At 73.2% G+C, this 16349-nt stretch carries 12 protein-coding genes, 1 tRNA gene, 1 pseudogene and 1 CRISPR repeat array; of the genes and pseudogenes, 7 read left to right on the forward strand and 7 right to left on the reverse strand.

Annotated elements, in window-relative coordinates:
• Positions 1–25 precede the first annotated feature (25 nt).
• Positions 26–949, reverse strand: a complete 924-nt coding sequence (locus ACWERV_RS11125) for an FkbM family methyltransferase (protein WP_452931451.1) — start codon at positions 947–949, stop codon at positions 26–28.
• A 105-nt stretch (positions 950–1054) separates the two neighbouring features.
• On the opposite strand from ACWERV_RS11125, the gene ACWERV_RS11130 reads away from it, so the two are divergent.
• Positions 1055–1615 (forward strand): hypothetical protein, encoded by a 561-nt coding sequence (locus ACWERV_RS11130; RefSeq protein ID WP_452931454.1) that lies wholly within the window; start codon positions 1055–1057, stop codon positions 1613–1615.
• Between the two features lie 132 nt (positions 1616–1747).
• Positions 1748–2934: a CRISPR direct-repeat array (repeat unit 29 nt; unit sequence CTGGTCCCCGCGCCTGCGGGGCTGTTCCC).
• Positions 2935–3171: 237 nt separating this feature from the next.
• Here the strand turns inward: ACWERV_RS11130 and ACWERV_RS11135 are convergent.
• A complete protein-coding gene (locus tag ACWERV_RS11135) occupies positions 3172–3930 on the reverse strand; it encodes a glycosyltransferase family 2 protein (protein WP_452931457.1) in 759 nt (252 codons plus the stop codon).
• Between the two features lie 5 nt (positions 3931–3935).
• On the reverse strand, positions 3936–4724 hold the full coding sequence (locus tag ACWERV_RS11140; RefSeq protein WP_452931459.1) for a GntR family transcriptional regulator: 789 nt from the start codon (positions 4722–4724) through the stop codon (positions 3936–3938).
• An 83-nt stretch (positions 4725–4807) separates the two neighbouring features.
• Between ACWERV_RS11140 and ACWERV_RS11145 the strand changes: the two are divergent.
• Positions 4808–5196: pseudogene (locus ACWERV_RS11145) on the forward strand (hypothetical protein); the annotation flags it as partial.
• A 170-nt stretch (positions 5197–5366) separates the two neighbouring features.
• On the opposite strand, the gene ACWERV_RS11150 reads toward ACWERV_RS11145, so the two are convergent.
• A tRNA-Ser gene (locus ACWERV_RS11150) sits at positions 5367–5453 on the reverse strand.
• Between the two features lie 51 nt (positions 5454–5504).
• Entirely contained in the window at positions 5505–7262 is a 1758-nt protein-coding gene (locus ACWERV_RS11155) for a S1C family serine protease (RefSeq protein ID WP_452931462.1), read from the reverse strand.
• Between the two features lie 166 nt (positions 7263–7428).
• On the opposite strand from ACWERV_RS11155, the gene ACWERV_RS11160 reads away from it, so the two are divergent.
• The 3 genes from ACWERV_RS11160 to ACWERV_RS11170 all read left to right on the forward strand — a co-directional run bounded on the left by ACWERV_RS11160 (position 7429) and on the right by ACWERV_RS11170 (position 10588).
• The gene (locus ACWERV_RS11160) at positions 7429–8328 is read left to right on the forward strand and encodes a glycerophosphodiester phosphodiesterase (RefSeq protein ID WP_452931465.1); all 900 of its coding nucleotides are present in this window, start codon (positions 7429–7431) and stop codon (positions 8326–8328) included.
• Positions 8329–8753: 425 nt separating this feature from the next.
• Positions 8754–9383 (forward strand): ATP-binding protein, encoded by a 630-nt coding sequence (locus tag ACWERV_RS11165; protein ID WP_452931468.1) that lies wholly within the window; start codon positions 8754–8756, stop codon positions 9381–9383.
• A 221-nt stretch (positions 9384–9604) separates the two neighbouring features.
• Positions 9605–10588, forward strand: coding sequence for a DUF5926 family protein (locus ACWERV_RS11170; RefSeq protein WP_452931471.1), 984 nt, complete (start codon positions 9605–9607; stop codon positions 10586–10588).
• Between the two features lie 411 nt (positions 10589–10999).
• On the opposite strand, the gene ACWERV_RS11175 is transcribed toward ACWERV_RS11170, so the two are convergent.
• The gene (locus ACWERV_RS11175; RefSeq protein WP_398175262.1) at positions 11000–11209 is read right to left on the reverse strand and encodes a hypothetical protein; all 210 of its coding nucleotides are present in this window, start codon (positions 11207–11209) and stop codon (positions 11000–11002) included.
• Positions 11210–11790: 581 nt separating this feature from the next.
• Positions 11791–12480 (reverse strand): bifunctional DNA primase/polymerase, encoded by a 690-nt coding sequence (locus ACWERV_RS11180; RefSeq protein WP_452931475.1) that lies wholly within the window; start codon positions 12478–12480, stop codon positions 11791–11793.
• Between the two features lie 684 nt (positions 12481–13164).
• Between ACWERV_RS11180 and ACWERV_RS11185 the strand changes: the two genes are divergently transcribed.
• Entirely contained in the window at positions 13165–14757 is a 1593-nt protein-coding gene (locus tag ACWERV_RS11185; protein WP_452931477.1) for a PP2C family protein-serine/threonine phosphatase, read from the forward strand.
• Between the two features lie 99 nt (positions 14758–14856).
• The gene (locus ACWERV_RS11190) at positions 14857–16311 is read left to right on the forward strand and encodes an aminopeptidase P family protein (protein WP_452931576.1); all 1455 of its coding nucleotides are present in this window, start codon (positions 14857–14859) and stop codon (positions 16309–16311) included.
• Positions 16312–16349: the final 38 nt, after the last annotated feature.

A 16349-nucleotide genomic window follows, 5' to 3' on the forward strand; every position in this document is an offset into this window, starting at 1 on the left:
AGTGCGTTCAGCTCCCGCCTGGGCCCTACGGCAGCGTCTCGGCGTCGACCCGCGAGAAGATCAGGTCGCTCTCGTCGGTGACCGGGCGGCGCCAGCGGACAGGTACGGCGGCCGGCCCGTGGAGCGCGGTCGGGTACGTGGCGGCGGCGTACTCGTTGGCGAGCCGGTAGACGTGGAAGCCGTGTTCGCGCATGGTGGCGAGCAACTCCTCGACGGAGTCGCCGAGCTGGGCCATACGGTCCGGCGTGACCTCCACGGTGACCTCGGCGTCGGGCCGCAGGCGTTCCAGCAGCGGGGCCATGCCGCGTACGACGCTGCCCTCGGCGCCCTCGACGTCCACCTTGATGACGCGGGCTTTCGCGATCTCGTCGGCGTCGAGGACGTCGGGCAGCGGGAAGGCCTCGATGTCGAACTGCGACTCCACCGGCCCGTCCCACGGCACGATGCTGTTGGCGCCCATGTTGGCGGAGCTGGCGAGGATGAAGGTCAGCGTCTGCCGCTTGTCGGAGACGGCGGTCTGGGCGACGCGAATGTTGGCGCAGCCGTTGAGCCGGGCGTTCAGCTCAAGCTGCTCCGTGAAGTCGCGTGAGGCCTCTATCGCGACCACTCGCCCTTGCGGGCCGACGAGTTGGGAGGCCAGCACGCTGAAGTACCCGATGTTCGCGCCGACATCGACGAAGGTGTCCCCGGGCTGGAGGCGGTTGCGCAGCCACTGCGTCATGCGCGGCTCCCACACCCCGAAGAGGTAGAGGTAGCGCTGGATGAGGTCCTGGGTGTCCACGGCGAAGCTCGCGCCAACTGCCGTCGCGGTGACGCGCCTTCGCGGCTCGTCCTTCAGCCGCGGATTGAGGTAGCGCCCGGCGAGCAGTCCCTTCCCGACCGTGCCCGGCGCGCTGCGGACGTACCACCGCCCGAGCGTGACCAGGGCCTCTGATGTGGGGTTGCTCATCCGCTCGCCTCTCCAACGCCGTCTTCGCCGCACCGTAACACCGTGCCCCGCCGGGCCCCCTAAAATCCTCAAGACGTCTTGATGACTCGGGGGCGGGGGAACGCCATGGGCACGTCCGAACAGCTCTTAACGATCGCCGCCGTCCTCCTCGGCGCCATGACCACGTACGTCACCAACTACTGGTCCGAGCGCCAGAAGATCCGCCGCGAGCTGCTGACCCGCTGGGACGACCGCAAGCTCGACGCCTACGAGAACTACGTCGACCGCGTCCGCGCCGCCGTCTTCCTCGCGGTCGAGCTGTATGAGCACCGCGAGGGCATCCGCGCCAGCGACGACCCAGAGCCCCAGCTCCGCGCCCAACTCGCCGACGCCATCCGCTTACAAGGCCGCGCCTTCGAACGCATCATGCTCCTGGCCGGCGACGAGGTCATCGAGGCCGCCCACGACCTCAACGCGGCCTCCCGCGCGGTCGACTGGCAGGCCACCGGCAAGCAGCCCGGCACCCTCACCGACTGGCGCGACCGCAACCGCGAGGCCTTCGCGGCGATCAACGCCTTCCACGAGTCGGCCCGTGTGGATCTCGGTGTCTCCGGCTCGGTGACGGGCGAGACTCACCCGGACCGCGATCTGCTGTTGCCGCCATCGCGCACGTCCGAGAGGTCGTGAGCGTTCATGGGGCTGCCGCACAACTGGATGGCTACGAGCTGTCACAAGACGCGCGCATTGCCTCGTATATCCGATTCTCGAAAGGTAAGTAAAACCGGCTGCGCCCAGAGGTAACCGTGCTGGTCGCGCACTCTGGTCCCCGCGCCTGCGGGGCTGTTCCCCCGCCGCGGCGCCCGCCAGCAGCGCCGCGGCCCTGGTCCCCGCGCCTGCGGGGCTGTTCCCGATCGACCGGGGCCGGGGGTTACGGCCTAGCGCTGGTCCCCGCGCCTGCGGGGCTGTTCCCTCAGCCGCGAATTCGTGAAGGTCTACACAGCCCTGGTCCCCGCGCCTGCGGGGCTGTTCCCGCTGTGCCGGACGGCTCCGGTGTGCCGGTCATCTGGTCCCCGCGCCTGCGGGGCTGTTCCCCTCAAGGCGCAGCAGCTGCTCGCGCTGGCCAACTGGTCCCCGCGCCTGCGGGGCTGTTCCCGGCACCGTCGCGGCCGGCCGCCTTCGCGATGGCTGGTCCCCGCGCCTGCGGGGCTGTTCCCTGCACCGTGACATCCCCCTCGAACCCGAACGACTGGTCCCCGCGCCTGCGGGGCTGTTCCCCTCGGCCGCGTCGAGGACGACGAGGGGAACGCTGGTCCCCGCGCCTGCGGGGCTGTTCCCCGGGTGTGTCCGGTGTCCCGCGCGTGCTCGGCCTGGTCCCCGCGCCTGCGGGGCTGTTCCCTCATGGGCGCACTCCTCGACGACGAGAAAAGGCTGGTCCCCGCGCCTGCGGGGCTGTTCCCCAGCGCACCCGCTCGATGACGGCCGCCGCTCGCTGGTCCCCGCGCCTGCGGGGCTGTTCCCGTCTCGACCAGCCAGGCGCCGGCGCGCTCGTACTGGTCCCCGCGCCTGCGGGGCTGTTCCCGGCAAAGGCCGCCTCGTGGTGCCCGAGTCGATCTGGTCCCCGCGCCTGCGGGGCCGTTCCCTTGTCCCGCGCGCTGTTGGAGCCGTTGCGACCCTGGTCCCCGCGCCTGCGGGGCTGTTCCCCTGCCGGCGGGGCACCGTCACGTCACGGCTCGCTGGTCCCCGCGCCTGCGGGGCTGTTCCCTTCTCCGGCGGCAGCCCGGTCGTCTGCCGCCGCTGGTCCCCGCGCCTGCGGGGCTGTTCCCAGGAAGTGCGCGACCGCCCACGTAGCGACTCCCTGGTCCCCGGGCCTGCGGGGCTGTTCCCGAGCCGCTCGGGGCCGGCATCGTGTTGCGGCGCTGGTCCCCGCGCGTGCGGGGCTGTTCCCGCTCTGGCCAAAAGCTTCGTCGTAGAGCTTCAGTGGTCCCCGCGCCTGCGGGGCTATCCCCCAGCCAGGACGCTGGCTGCTTACGCGGGCGAAGTGCTCTCTGCGCTTGCGGGGTTCCCCAGCCCACCTCGCCGGTCGGTGCTCGCTCGGGTGGACTTGGCGGCTTCGGAACCATTCCCCCGTGCGGACGACCTGTTGAGGCAGCGGGGGCCCTTATGCCCTTCCACGTTCAGTCCCTGTCGACGCAACTCGAAAGGGATTACCGCGTCCGAACCTCACACAGACCACTCCGGCGTTGTCAGGACTCTTGCAGCCACCTGGCCAGTGCCTCTGTCCGAGCACGGACGACCGCCATTCGGGCGTCGCGCTCGGCCGTGTCGGTGTGGCTGGCCTGGGCCGTGGCCTGGCCTTCCCACTTGCGGTAGAGGAGGCCGTATTCGCGGGTGAAGTGGCCGGGGGACACCGCGTTGAGGGCCAGGAGGAGGCCGGTGTCCTCGGAGGCGGGGAGGGCCATCCAGCCGCCCAGGGCGAGGAGGAGGTCGCGGCGGGTGAAGAGGGTCGCCGGGTGGACCTGGGCGCGGTAGCCGTTGGCCTCCCAGTAGTCAAAGACCGCGCCGCGGGCGAGGGGGCCGTCTTCCGGGTCGCCGTCGAAGCCGGCCGTCGAGCCGTCGGGGAGCAGGTCGAGGACGCGGGAGGTCGTCCAGCCGAGGGTGGGGTCGGCTTCGAGGAGGGCCAGGTCGCGGGCCAGGGCGCCGGGGGTCAGCTGGTCGTCGGCGTCGAGCACCTTCACGTACGGGCCGGACGTGTATGCCAGCGCCATCGTGCGGGCCACGCCGGGACCACCGGGGCGGCCCTGGTGGAAGGTGACGCGCGGGTCGTCCGGGACGTGGGGGGGTACGGCGTCGCTGAAGCCGTCCTCCTGGATGATCCAGTGCCACTCCCAGCCCTCGGGCAGTTCCTGCGCGCACAGCGACTTGTACGCGTCCGCGAGGTAGGGCGCCGAGGGGGCGTGCACGGCCGTGATGACGTCTATGCGGCGGGCCTGGTGATCCGGCACGGCGGTCACCACCTTTCCAGCGGGGTGACGAAGGTCAGTTCGGTGCGGTCGGCCGGCATGCGGACGAAGGAGTGCTCCACGACGCGGCCGGTCGTGTCGTACGACGTCTTGCCGAGGACGATCAGGGCCGAGCCCGGGGGGAGGCCCAGGTCGTACGCCTCGTCGGGGGACGGTGGGCGGGCGAGGACGCGTTCCTCTATCCGGTCCAGCTCGATGCCGATGGTGTGCAGCTGGTTCTGCGTGCCGCCGGGCCAGGGCTCGTTCGCCGCGTCGAGGAGGGCGGGGTTGGCGGCGACCACGTCCCGTACGAGGTAGGACTCGACCAGGCTGAAGGGGTGCTCCTCTGCCTGGTAGCGGGTGCGGTAGGTGCGCTCGACCATGGCCGTGCCGACCGGGACGTCGAAGATCTCGGCCAGCTCCTCGCCCGCCTCGACCTCGTGGTATTCGGCGTGGAAGACCAGATCGTCCATGTCGAGGCCGGTGTCGTGCTCGGTGGCGCCGGTCTGCTTGCGCTCGTCCTCCGGTTCGAGGGCACGGTCCTTCTCCCACTGGTGGCGGAGGTTGGTGCGCAGCACGGGGGTGCGGAGCTTGCGGACGAAGTTGCCGCGGCCGTGCTGCTTCTCGATCAGGCCCTCGGCCTGGAGCAGGCCGAGCGCTTGGCGGAGGGTCGGCAGGGAGTTGCCGTAGTGCTCGGCCATCGTCGTCTCGGACGGGAGGCGGTCGCCTTGGGCCAGCTCACCTGCGCGGATGCGGTCTCGGAGATCGTCTGCGATCCGTTCGTACGCCTTGGCCACCGGCTCACCGTCCTGATCGTCGGGCGAGCCTCAGCATAGCAAGTCCTCAAGAGGTCTTGACGAGTTGAGGTGTGCGGGTTCGGGCTGAGCGCGCGGCAATGTTCGCCGCCGAGCTGGCACTCTTCGCGACCGCACTCATGGCGCGGCAGAACCTCAACGGGAACGGCGCACCCGGCGCCCCGGGCCTGCTGACCTGGGCGATTGCGGGAGTGCAGGTCATCCCCGCATACGCCGAGTCGGGACCGGTCGGCGGAACGGTGCGGGCGGTGATCGGGCCGATCATGGCCGCCGTTCTCTGGCACCTGGCCATGGGCATCGAACTGCGGCACCACCGGCCGGAGGCGTCGTCCAACGGCTTCGGCGCGCTCATCACCCGCGAGGTGCGCGAGCGGCTGCTCGCGCGGCTGGGTGTCGCCGAGCGGCGCGGGACGCCGCCCAGAGCACCTGCGACCGTGCCACCGCTCGGGCGGTAGCGAGCAGCGAAGGGTAACGGTCGGCCGCCCGCCGAAAACCTGACCACAGGTTGACCACACGCACTGGTCGCGAGCGGGAATCAGCGGGACACGGGCGGGACGGCACAACAGGTGAGGGCGGGTCTCGGACTTCCGAGACCCGCCCTCACCCGCATGTTCACCGCCTGTGCGGAGGCTGTGGGATTTGAACCCACGGTGACATCGCTGCCACGACGGTTTTCAAGACCGTTCCCTTCGGCCGCTCGGGCAAGCCTCCCCGCGGTGCCCCGGGTCCCCGGTGGGGGGGTGGGGCGCTGCGGGGGTCAGCCTACTGCGGGGAGTCGCCGACGCGGGAGCCGAGGGTGACGGTGGTGGTGTGGGTGGAGCCGTCGCGGGTGTAGGTGACGGCCACCTTCTCGTTGGGCTGGTGCTGCCAGATCTCGCCGATCAGGGTCTCGTCGCTGTCGACGATCGTGTGGTCGAACTCGGTGATGACGTCGCCGGGCTTGAGGCCCGCCTTGTCGCCGGGGCCGCCCGCGGTGACGCCGTCGGAGCCGCTGGCGATCTTCGCGCCGTCGCCCTGGTACTGGCTGTCGACCTGGACCTCCATGACCGGGTAGACGGGCTTGCCGGTCTTGATGAGTTCGTCGGCGACGCGCTTGGCCTGGTTGATCGGGATGGCGAAGCCGAGGCCGACGCTGCCGCCCTGGCTGCCGGGCTGGGTGTTGCCGCCGGGCTGGATCGCGGAGTTGATGCCGATCACGGCGCCGTTGGCGTTGAGGAGGGGGCCGCCGGAGTTGCCGGGGTTGATGGAGGCGTCCGTCTGGATCGCGCTCATGTAGGACGCCTGCGAGCCCTGGCCGTCGCTGGACGCGACCGGGCGGTGGACGGCGCTGACGATGCCGGTGGTCACCGTGCCGGACAGGCCGAAGGGGGCGCCGATCGCGATCGTGGCGTCGCCCACCGCCGCGTTGTCGGAGTTGCCGAGCGGGAGCGGCGAGAGCTTGACGCCCGAGGCGTTCTTGAGCTTGACGACGGCCACGTCGTAGCCCTGGGCGCGGCCGATGACCTCCGCGTCGTACGTCTTGCCGTCGGAGAAGGTGACGGTGAGCTTGCCGCCGTCGGCGGCGGGGGCGACGACGTGGTTGTTGGTGAGGATGTGGCCCTGGGTGTCGTAGACGAAGCCGGTGCCCGTGCCGCTCTCCTGGCTGCCGCTCGCCTTGATCGTCACGACGCGGGGGAGCGCGCTGTTGGCGATGCCGGCGACGGAGGTGGGGGCGCGGTTGAGGGCCTTCTGGCTGCCGCCGTCGGCAACGGTGGTGGAGCTGCTCGTGTCGTTCTTGTCGTTGTGCTCCGCCGCCCAGTAGCCGATGCCGCCGCCGACTCCGCCGGCGACCAGCGCGGCCACCAGGACCGCGGCGACCAGGCCGCCGAAGCCGCGGCGCTTGCGTCCGCCGTCCGGGGGAACGGGCGCGGGCTGGCCCCACACCGGGCCCTCGGGGCCGCCGGGGGCGCCGTAGCCGGGCTGGGTCTGCGGGGGCTGGCCCCCGGTGGCGTACGAGGGGGTGGCCGGCACGGCGTACGGGTCCTGCGGCGGCTGCGGGACGTGCGGCTGCGGGCTCTGCGGCGGCTGCGGGGCCTGGTGCGGCGGCTCCGCGCCGAACGCGGCGTGCTGCCCGTAGCCCTGCGGCTGGGCCGGCACCACCGGCGGCTGGGCGTCGGCGGCGGGCGCCTGGGGCTGAGACTGAGGCTGCGCGGGTACGGGCGCGGCCGCGGGGGCGTCGTACGCGGGCGGCTTGGCATCGTACGCGGGAGCAGCGGGGGCCGTGGGCTCGTACGCCGGGGCGGCCTGCTGCTGGTGGGCGAGCGCGGCCGGCGGCGGGCCGTACGGCGACGGCGGTCCCACCGGCGGAGGCGCCTGCGCCGGCAGCACCTCGGTGCGCGCGGCGTCGTCCGTGGGCGCCGGCGGGGCCGCCGGAGGAGTGGGAGCCTGTGCCGCCGAGGCACCGTCGTACGCCGCACCGCCGGGTGCGGCCGCCGCCGACTCCGCAGCCGGGACGGAACCGGCTTCGTTTTCGGTGCTCACAGCGTTTCTCCTCGGTTCAGGACAGCTTCAGGACAGAGTGGTGGGCCGAACACAGCATTTCCCACGGCGTGTCGGACCGCCGTAAGCGGGAGCTGTGCATGTCAGGGACGCGTGCGCCGGGAGCCGGTTCGCGTGACGCCCGCCGAGGCGGTGGCACCATGAACCGGTGACACATGTGCGCGCGGTCCCGGAGGCGTACCCGCAGGGGCGACCTGTCCAGGTCGTCGCCCATCGGGGTGCTTCCGAAGATGTACCAGAACATACGCTCGCCGCGTACCGGAAAGCCATCGAGGACGGCGCCGACGCCCTGGAGTGCGACATCCGGCTGACGGCGGACGGCGAGCTGGTGTGCGTGCACGACTGGCGCGTCAACCGTACGTCCAACGGGCGCGGGGCGGTCTCTTCGCTGGAGCTGGCCGACCTCGCGGCGCTGGACTTCGGCTCCTGGAAGGGGCGGCAGACCGACCCGGAGGCGCCGGAACGGGATCCGCTGGGGGATCCCGGCGACCCCGAGGAACGCAGCCGTGTGCTGACCCTGCGGCGGCTGCTGGAGCTGGTGGCCGACACCGACCGCCGGGTGGAGCTGGCCATCGAGACCAAGCACCCGACGCGCTGGGCCGGACAGGTGGAGGAGCGGCTGATCGAGCTGCTGCGCGACTTCGGGCTGGACCGGCCCGCGACGGCGGGCGCGCCCTCCCAGGTGCGGGTGATGAGCTTCTCGTCACGCTCGCTGCGCCGGGTGCGGCTCGCGGCGCCCGCGCTGCCGACGGTCTACCTCATGCAGTACGTGTCGCCGCGGCACCGCGACGGCCGGATCCCGGCGGGGGTGCGGATCGCCGGGCCGAGCATGCGCATCGTGCGGGCGAATCCGGGGTATGTGGCGCGGCTGCACCGCGCCGGGAACCGCGTTCACGTCTGGACGGTCGACGACCCGGCAGACGTGGAGCTGTGCGCCCGGCTCGGCGTCGACGCCGTCATCACCAACCGGCCTCGGCAGGTGGGTGCCCAGCTCGCGGCCATGGGCGGCACGGGCGGGCTCGACAGCACCGGCGGGCTCCGGCGCTGAACGGCGCGGGAGAAGCGCGGGCGGAGCACGGAAGGGGCGCGCGGCCGGGTCCGTCCCGGGTGCAGGGGCCGTACCGCGTACACGGCGCGGGCCGCCGGAGGCGGGTGGCGGGATATCCACCCTGCATATGGCGTCGGCACGGCAATACGCCGCGGGACCGCGACCGGACGGGAACCCGTCACCGGGGTCGCGGCACTACGCGCAGCAGGGGTCGCCGGTACGTCGTCTGAGCTGGGGGCGTACGCGGGCGGGCGCCGGATGCGGTGCGGGCCCGGGGCGTGCGGGAACGCAGGGTTTTCCCTACATATGGCGCAGGGGCTTTTGCCGGGACGTAAGGAGTGCGTCAATAGATCGCGGTTGGCCTGTTTCCGGTCCAGTCCCAGAGGGCATCCATCCCGTGGCGTGGGGTGAAGGAGGTCACGGGGGTGTCGTTGATGGTCGCACAGGAGGTGCCGACGTCCACGACCATGGCCCTGCCCCATGGTCCCGGCGGCGTCGCGGAGGCACGTCGGCGTATGCGCCGGGATCTGTACGCGCAGAGCGTGCCGGAACCGGTCGTGGACGACGCGGTGCTCATCCTTTCCGAACTGCTCAGCAATTCGTGCCGGCACGCCCGCCCGCTGGGCGACGCGGCGGAGACCGCGATGCCGGGCGTCATGGGCCCAGGCACGGGCGCGGCCACGGGTACGGCTGCCGGTCAGGCCGGTCCGGAGGAGGCGGACGGCGGGATAAGGGCCGGGTGGGCGGTCGGGAACGACGGACTGCTCAAGATCGAGGTCACGGACGGCGGCGGGCCCACCAGGCCGCGCCCCTCCAGCCCCTCCCTGACGGCCCACGGCGGCCGCGGCCTGGGCATCGTCGGCAGTCTCGCCCTCCGCTGGGGCGTGGGCGACTACGCGCCCGGCGAGGTCACCGTCTGGGCCCTCCTGCCGGTACGCGGCCGGCACGCCCGCCGTGACGACCTGGCCCCGGGCGGTACGGGCATCGGCCTGCCCCGCGGGGTGCCCCTCGGCCTCCCGCTTGACCTGGCCGAGTCCCTGGACGACCGCAGCTGATCCCAGTCCCGCGGGAGCGGCCGTGAAGGGCCCGCGCGGGCTCGTACGCAGGCCTGGACGCGGACGCAGGCCCGCGGGCACCGGCCAAGGGCGCGCGCACCCCACCGAACCCCGCACGCGCGGCAACAGCCCCTCCCGTACCGCCCGTCGTGGTCGGGCGGGGGGCCGCCGGGCGCTAGGCTCGCGGCCGGGAACAACGCCGCACCGGGAGAGACCGAGCCATGGCCAAGAAGCGCGCGACCGCCACCAGGAGCAAGGGGGCCGCACCGGCGGCCGGGACCGCGAAGGGCGCGGCAGTGCCGGTGGTCGGCGCGCGCGAGCCCTGCCCGTGCGGATCGGGCCGCCGCTACAAGGCCTGCCACGGCCGGGAGGCGGCGCACGCGGTGACGGAACTGGTCAAGCGCCCCTTCGAAGGCCTTCCCGGCGAATGCGACTGGGTGGCGCTGCGCGAGCTCGTGCCCGCGGCGACCGCCCCGCTCACCCTCAAGGCCGCGCTGCCCGACGGCGTGCCCTCCGTCACGCTCGGCACCGTGCTGCCGATGGCCTGGCCCGGACTGCGCCGCGACACCGGCGCCGTACTGCTCGGCCTGCAGAGCGACACCGCGTCCGGCGACATCAGCCGCGACCTCGCCGACACCCTGTCCCGCGCGCTCACCGCCGAGCCCGGCAACCCGGTGGAGGGCCGCAGGACGGCCCCGGACGGGCCGCGGCTGCAGGACCTGCTGGACCTGGACGCGCCCTTCGTGCCGGAGGTCCACACCGGCTTCGAGTTCTGGCTGGAGGACGCGGAGACGGCGACCGGCGAGGTGGCCGCGTCGCTGGAGCGCGCGAACGAGGCCGTGATCCCGACCGTGCGGCTGAACGGCGTCGAGGCGGCGTACTGGTGCGAGACGCCGGAGAAGAACCACCTGCGGTGGGTCATGCCGCACCCGGAGGAGGCGCTCCTCGACGCGATGGCCCGGCTGCACGTCGCGGGCGCGTCCTCGCTCGGCGAGGGCACCCGGCTCGTCGGCTCCTTCCGCGCGCACGGCCTGACCGTGCCGGTGTGGGACCTGCCGGTGGGCATGGTCGCGGAGGAGGTCGAGAAGCCCGCGGCCGCCTTCGGCGAGCGCCTGGCGGAGACCCTGGCCCGTACCGAGCCGCTGACCGCGGAGGAGCGGCGGGCCCGCAGCGGCTTCATGAACCGCCAGATCACCCTGAGCTGACGCCCGCCGGGGCCGGTGTCCGGGCGGACACCGGTACCGCGGGTTCGTGACGGCGTGCGCGCCGGCGCGCACGCGGTCGCGGTCAGGCGGTCCCTGTCAGGGGGAGTCGCGCCTCCGCGCCACGTGTCCGACTGAGCGGTTGGTCAGTGATTCCGGTCACAACTCCCGCAGAATCCGCAGGAATCGGCGGTGCCTCCGCTTGTGGGGAATTTGCGATCGGACGAAGTCTTGTTACCGTTTAGTCAGCCCGGTCGCTGATGCATCCCCCGTCGTCAGCGACCGGGTTTTCCATGTCCTGACCCAGGTCAGCGGCCCGCGGACGAGGCGCGCCGGGCACCGCGGGACCTTCCGGATCGTCCCGAGCACAGCGTCCCGAGCACAGCGTCCCGGCGCACCGCCCGCCGCCGGCGGTCAGTCGCCGTCCGCCGGGCCGCCCCTCCGGCCCGCGTCCGGCGCGTCGTGCGGAGTGCTGTGGCCCGCCTGGCGGCGCGGGGCGCCGTCGTGGTGGTCGGCGGTCACCGCGGCCAGGGGCAGGACGACGGCGAGCGCGACGGCGCTCGCGGCCGCGATGAGCCGCAGCCGGTCGCCGGGGTCCTGTGCCGACGGGCGGTGTGCTGCCATTCGCCGCTCCCCTCCTCCTCGTGCCGGGTCGCCGCCCGACGGGCGCGACGCAATGTGCCACGAAAGAGAACATAGCGGTCAGGTGCGGACCCTCCCGCCCATCTGCTGCCACGGGCCAGGTCACCCGGGTCGGCCGCTGCCCGAACGAGTGACACCAGGACGCGCGTTCACCCGTACGAGGGATTCCGGCGGGCCGCGCACGCCCCGGCCGTACGCCGTCGCGTGCCCGCCGCCACCTGCGCATCGCCGTCGTCCCCGTCACGGTCGTACGACGGACCGTACGCCACCCCACGTGCAGAGCGCGTAAGGACGTACGAGAGCGCGCGAGTACCTGCGCGGACACACGGGGACACGCGGGGACGGGCAAAGCGGCTGCGGGAGCGGCCTGTTGCCGCCGTCCCGACCGGCGTGTCGTGGCGCCGTCACCGTCCCGTGGCGCGCGCGGAGCCGTACGCCACGGCAAGATGCCGGGGCATACGGCTCGAACGGCTCCGTCCGGCACCGTCCCACGGGCACCGGTGTGCTCCGAGTGCCTGTCAGCCCTGCCCGGTGTGCGACCGGGGCGTCAGGGTGTCCAGGCGTCAGTAGGTCAGCCGGTCGCTGCCCGGCATGCTGCGTCCCGCCCGCACCAGGGCGTCGATCAGGGTGCCGATCTGCGGCAGCCACGGCTGCGGGCCGCCCGCGCGCTCGTCGTGCGGCGGGCGCACCCAACGCAGTTGGCCGGCGCTGCTGCTCGACGGCGGGAGTCCCACGTAGCCGCCGTCGCCGTGGTAACGCAGGGACGTGGGGACCCATTCGTGACTGTCGAGGATTTCGCCGAGGTCGGCGAGCGAGTAGGGGGCGACCAGCAGCTGATACCGCGTCGGGGTGGCAACGACGGGCCCCAGCCGTACGCCCATGGCCTCCAGCGCCTCCAGGGCGCGCGCACCGGCCACGGCGGGCAGGCTCGCCGCCGAGACGCGGTCGCCGGTGGCGACGACGACGGGTGCGTCGGGCCTGCTGGTCCACCAGTAGCGCACCATGCGCGGGTCGCGGGTCGCGGCCAGGAGTCCGGGGTCGAGCGGATGGGCCCCGGGTACGGGGCAGTTGGGGCGGGCACAGGCGCACGGCTGCGCACCTGCCGCGCGCCAGCTTCCGCGCCGGTCGTACCCGACGCCGGGCACGACTCGCCATTGCCACTGTTCGGCGTAAGTGAGCGCCGCGTTGAGCAACGCGGTCCGCTCCTTCCGCTGTAGTGAGAGCTTGCGTCGCCTTCCGAGGATCTCGCGCATCAGCGCTCGTTCCTTTCCGTTAACGCCCAGGGATCTGCCCATTACACAACGTAACTTGTCGAGCACACCGCTTGCGAGGCAGCGCAACACGCCGCCGCCAGCCGAGCGTGGAACGTGGCGGAGGTTAGCGCGATTACGGCGCTTGGCACTTCGCGGTGCCCTGATCGTGACCCACTCGTTCGTGGCTCACTTCGGGCCCAGCACCCCTGCCACTCGGGTTGGGTCGGCCGTCAACTGATTACGTACTTACGACGCTTGAGCCAGACTTCGGGTTCCTACCCATCGCCCGCAATATGACGCGCTGTTGGCTTGGATCAGTCGACAGCGCGCATACGGCGGGGGTGGTTCTTTTCGGCCAACGTATGCCGTCGGGCACGGCGGACGCAAGGGACCCGACACCATTCCCGGTATCGGGACAATCCTGGACATGCCCACGATCGCCCGTGTAGAAGTGGGGTCCTCGGCAGCGGCGCAGCACACATGGGGGTTTGCGATGCTAATCATGCGAGTGCTCCGCCTTGCGCGGGCAAAAAGCTCGGATTGCCCCACCCTCCGTTCTCTGCCCGGAAGTCGCGGGCGGTGAACCCCTCCCGGGTCAGAAAAGTGGCCGGAAGCGAGCCACGGCGACCCGCCGCGGCGCATACTCCCAACGCGCCTGTCACCACCGCGGCTTCGCCCGCCGGCGTGGCGACCGCGCCTGTCACGGCGTCCTCCGCGGTGCCCGCGGTCCCGGCCGCGGCGTCCGCGCCCGCCGCGGAATCCGCCCCCGGCTTGCCGGGACGCAACGCTTCCGGAGGCGCTCCCGCCCTTCAGGACGCGCTGGCGTCCTGGGCCTGTGACCTGTCGCTGCTCCATGAACTGACCGGAAGACTCGCCCGAACGGCCCTGCTGGACGACGCGCTGCGCGAGGTCGTGCTGGCCGGGGACGCCCTGGTCGGCGCCCGGCGCGGCCTCGTCACCCTGGCGCCCGCCGACGGCCTGGGCCCAGACACCACCGTCGGCCACGGTCTCGGGCACGCCGAGCTGGGCGCCCTGGAGACCGTCGGCTTCGGCGCGGTGCCCCCCGGCGCCGACGAGGCCGCGCACCCCGACCTGCGGCCGGGCACGGACGCGCACGGGCGGCACCACGAGGTGGCGGCGCAGCTCGGCGTGGCAGCCGCCTACGGGCTCGCGCTGGCCGCGGACCGCACCGCGACGGGGCCGGAGGACGGCACCGTATCCACACCCGATTCAGCCACTTCCTCCACAAACGGTGTCACCTGTTCCGCCGCCGACCGCGAGCCCGTCACGTCTGTGCCCGGCTCCGGCCCCTTCCCGGGCGACCGCGCCGCCGAGGACTTCCCCGACTTCTCCACAACCGGGCCCGCTCCGTCCGCGGGCGGCGCCGTCCTCTCCCCCGCGGTGCCGCCCCGGCTGCGCCTCGGCGCGGTCGTGTGGTTCTACGACGAGCCCGCCGCGCCGACCGTGCGGCAGCGCCGGCTGGCGGGCATGTATCTGCGGTACGCCGCCGAGCACCTCGCCCGCGGTCTGGACCTGGAGCGCGCCCGGCGGGACGCCGCCGCCCTGTCCGCCGAGATGCTGCCGGCCCGGCTGCCGCGCGTCCCCGGCGTGCGCATGGCCGTACGGCACCAGTGCGGGCCGCGCGGCGGCGGCGACTGGTACGACGCCCTGCCGCTGCCCGAGGGCGCGCTGGGGCTGGCGGTGGGCGGCGTCACGGGTGCGGGTCCCGGTGCGGTGGCGGCGCGCGACCGGCTGCGGGCGTCGCTGCGGGCGTACGCGGTGATGGAGGGCGAGGACCCGGTCGCGGTGCTCTCCGACCTGGAGCTGCTGCTGCGGCTGACCGAACCGGCCCGTTCGGCGACCGCGCTCTTCGGACACGTGGGCGCCCCGCAGTCCGCGGGGAGCCGGCGGGTGACGCTGGCGGGCGCCGGGCACTGCCCGCCGCTGCTGGTCGGCGACCACCGCTGCGAATTCGTCGAGACGTCGCTGTCGGCGCCGCTGAACATGCTCAGCTGCTGGGAGGCACCCAGTGTCGAGCTGCGGGTGCGGCCCGGCGAGAGCCTGGTGCTCTTCACCGACGGGCTGCTGCACCGCACCGGCGACAGCGCCGACCGGGCCGTCGCCCGCGTCCACGCGGCCGCCCGCAGCGCGACCGACGCCGTACGGGAGGATCCCGGGCGGCTGGCCGACCACCTGCTGCGGGCCGTGCTGCCCGGCGGCCTGGACCGCACCGCGGGCACCGAGGACCTGGTGCTGATGGTGGCCCGTTTCGACTGACACACCCCCCGCCTACGATGGACGAAAGGTTCATCTTGAGGAGGCAGGGACGTGACGGAGGCCGACGGGCAGCGGGGCACGAACGGGGAAGAGCAGGAGATCGCGGGGGCGCAGGAGCCCGAGGCGGCCGCGGACAAGCCGGTCAAGCAGCGCAAGAACGGGCTGTATCCGGCGGTGTCGGACGAGCTGGCGGCCGTCATGAAGTCCGGCTGGGCGGACACCGAGCGGCGCGGCCTGGAGCCGATCCCGCAGGCCCGGCAGACCGCCGCGCGGCGCGCCGCGCTGTCGGCACGCTTCCCCGGCGAGCGCATCGTGGTGCCGGCCGGCAATCTGCGCCGCCGCTCCAACGACACGGACTACCCCTTCCGCGCCGCGACCGAGTACGCCCACCTCACCGGCGACCAGACGGAGGACGCCGTCCTGGTGCTGGAGCCGCTGGCGGAGGGCGGCCACGAGGCCACCGCGTATCTGCTGCCGCGCTCCGACCGGGAGAACGGCGAGTTCTGGCTGCACGGCCAGGGCGAGCTGTGGGTCGGCCGCCGCAACAGCCTGGCCGAGGGCGAGCAGCTGCTCGGCCTGCCCTGCCGTGACGTGCGCACCGTCGCCGACGTGCTGCGCGAGGCCACCGGTCCGGTCCGGGTCGTGCGCGGCCACGACGCGGGCGTCGAGGCCGCGCTGAGCGACAAGGTCACCGCCGAGCGGGACACCGAGCTGACCGTCTTCCTGTCCGAGCTGCGCCTGGTCAAGGACGACTTCGAGATCGCCGAGCTGGAGCAGGCCTGCGCCTCGACCGCGCGCGGCTTCGAGGACGTCGTCAAGGTGCTCGACAAGGCCGAGGCGACGTCGGAGCGCTGGATCGAGGGCACCTTCTTCCTGCGTGCCCGCGTCGAGGGCAACGACGTGGGTTACGGCTCCATCTGCGCCTCCGGCCCGCACGCCACCACGCTGCACTGGGTGCGCAACGACGGCCCGGTGCGCTCCGGCGACCTGCTGCTGCTGGACGCCGGCGTCGAGACCCGCCACCTCTACACCGCGGACGTGACCCGTACGCTCCCGGTCAACGGCAGCTTCACGCCGCTCCAGCGGAAGATCTACGACGCGGTGTACGAGGCGCAGGAGGCGGGCATCGCGGCCGTCAAGCCGGGTGCCGCCTACCGCGACTTCCACGACGCCGCCCAGCGCGTGCTCGCCGAGCACCTGGTCGCGTGGGGCCTGCTGGACGGTACCGTCGAGCGGGTGCTCGAACTGGGCCTGCAGCGCCGCTGGACGCTGCACGGCACCGGCCACATGCTCGGCATCGACGTCCACGACTGCGCGCACGCGCGCACCGAGGCGTACGTCGACTGCACGCTGGAGCCCGGCATGGTGCTCACCGTGGAGCCCGGCCTGTACTTCCAGGCGGACGACCTGAGCGTGCCGGAGGAGTACCGCGGCATCGGCGTACGCATCGAGGACGACATCCTGGTCACCGCGGAGGGCAACCGCAATCTGTCCGCGGCCCTGCCCCGCGCCTCGGCCGAGGTCGAGTCCTGGATGGCCGGACTGCGCGGCTAGCGGGCCGTGCGGGGCTCCGCCGCGGAGCCCCGCCGGGT

The organism is Streptomyces sp. NPDC004031 (assembly GCF_053604375.1).

Coding starts and splice junctions, on each gene's coding strand:
- ACWERV_RS11125 (WP_452931451.1), bottom strand. CDS start 949: ATGAGCAACCCCACATCAGAGGCCCTGGTCACGCTCGGGCGGTGGTAC.
- ACWERV_RS11130 (WP_452931454.1), top strand. CDS start 1,055: ATGGGCACGTCCGAACAGCTCTTAACGATCGCCGCCGTCCTCCTCGGC.
- ACWERV_RS11170 (WP_452931471.1), top strand. CDS start 9,605: ATGGCCAAGAAGCGCGCGACCGCCACCAGGAGCAAGGGGGCCGCACCG.
- ACWERV_RS11175 (WP_398175262.1), bottom strand. CDS start 11,209: ATGGCAGCACACCGCCCGTCGGCACAGGACCCCGGCGACCGGCTGCGG.
- ACWERV_RS11180 (WP_452931475.1), bottom strand. CDS start 12,480: ATGCGCGAGATCCTCGGAAGGCGACGCAAGCTCTCACTACAGCGGAAG.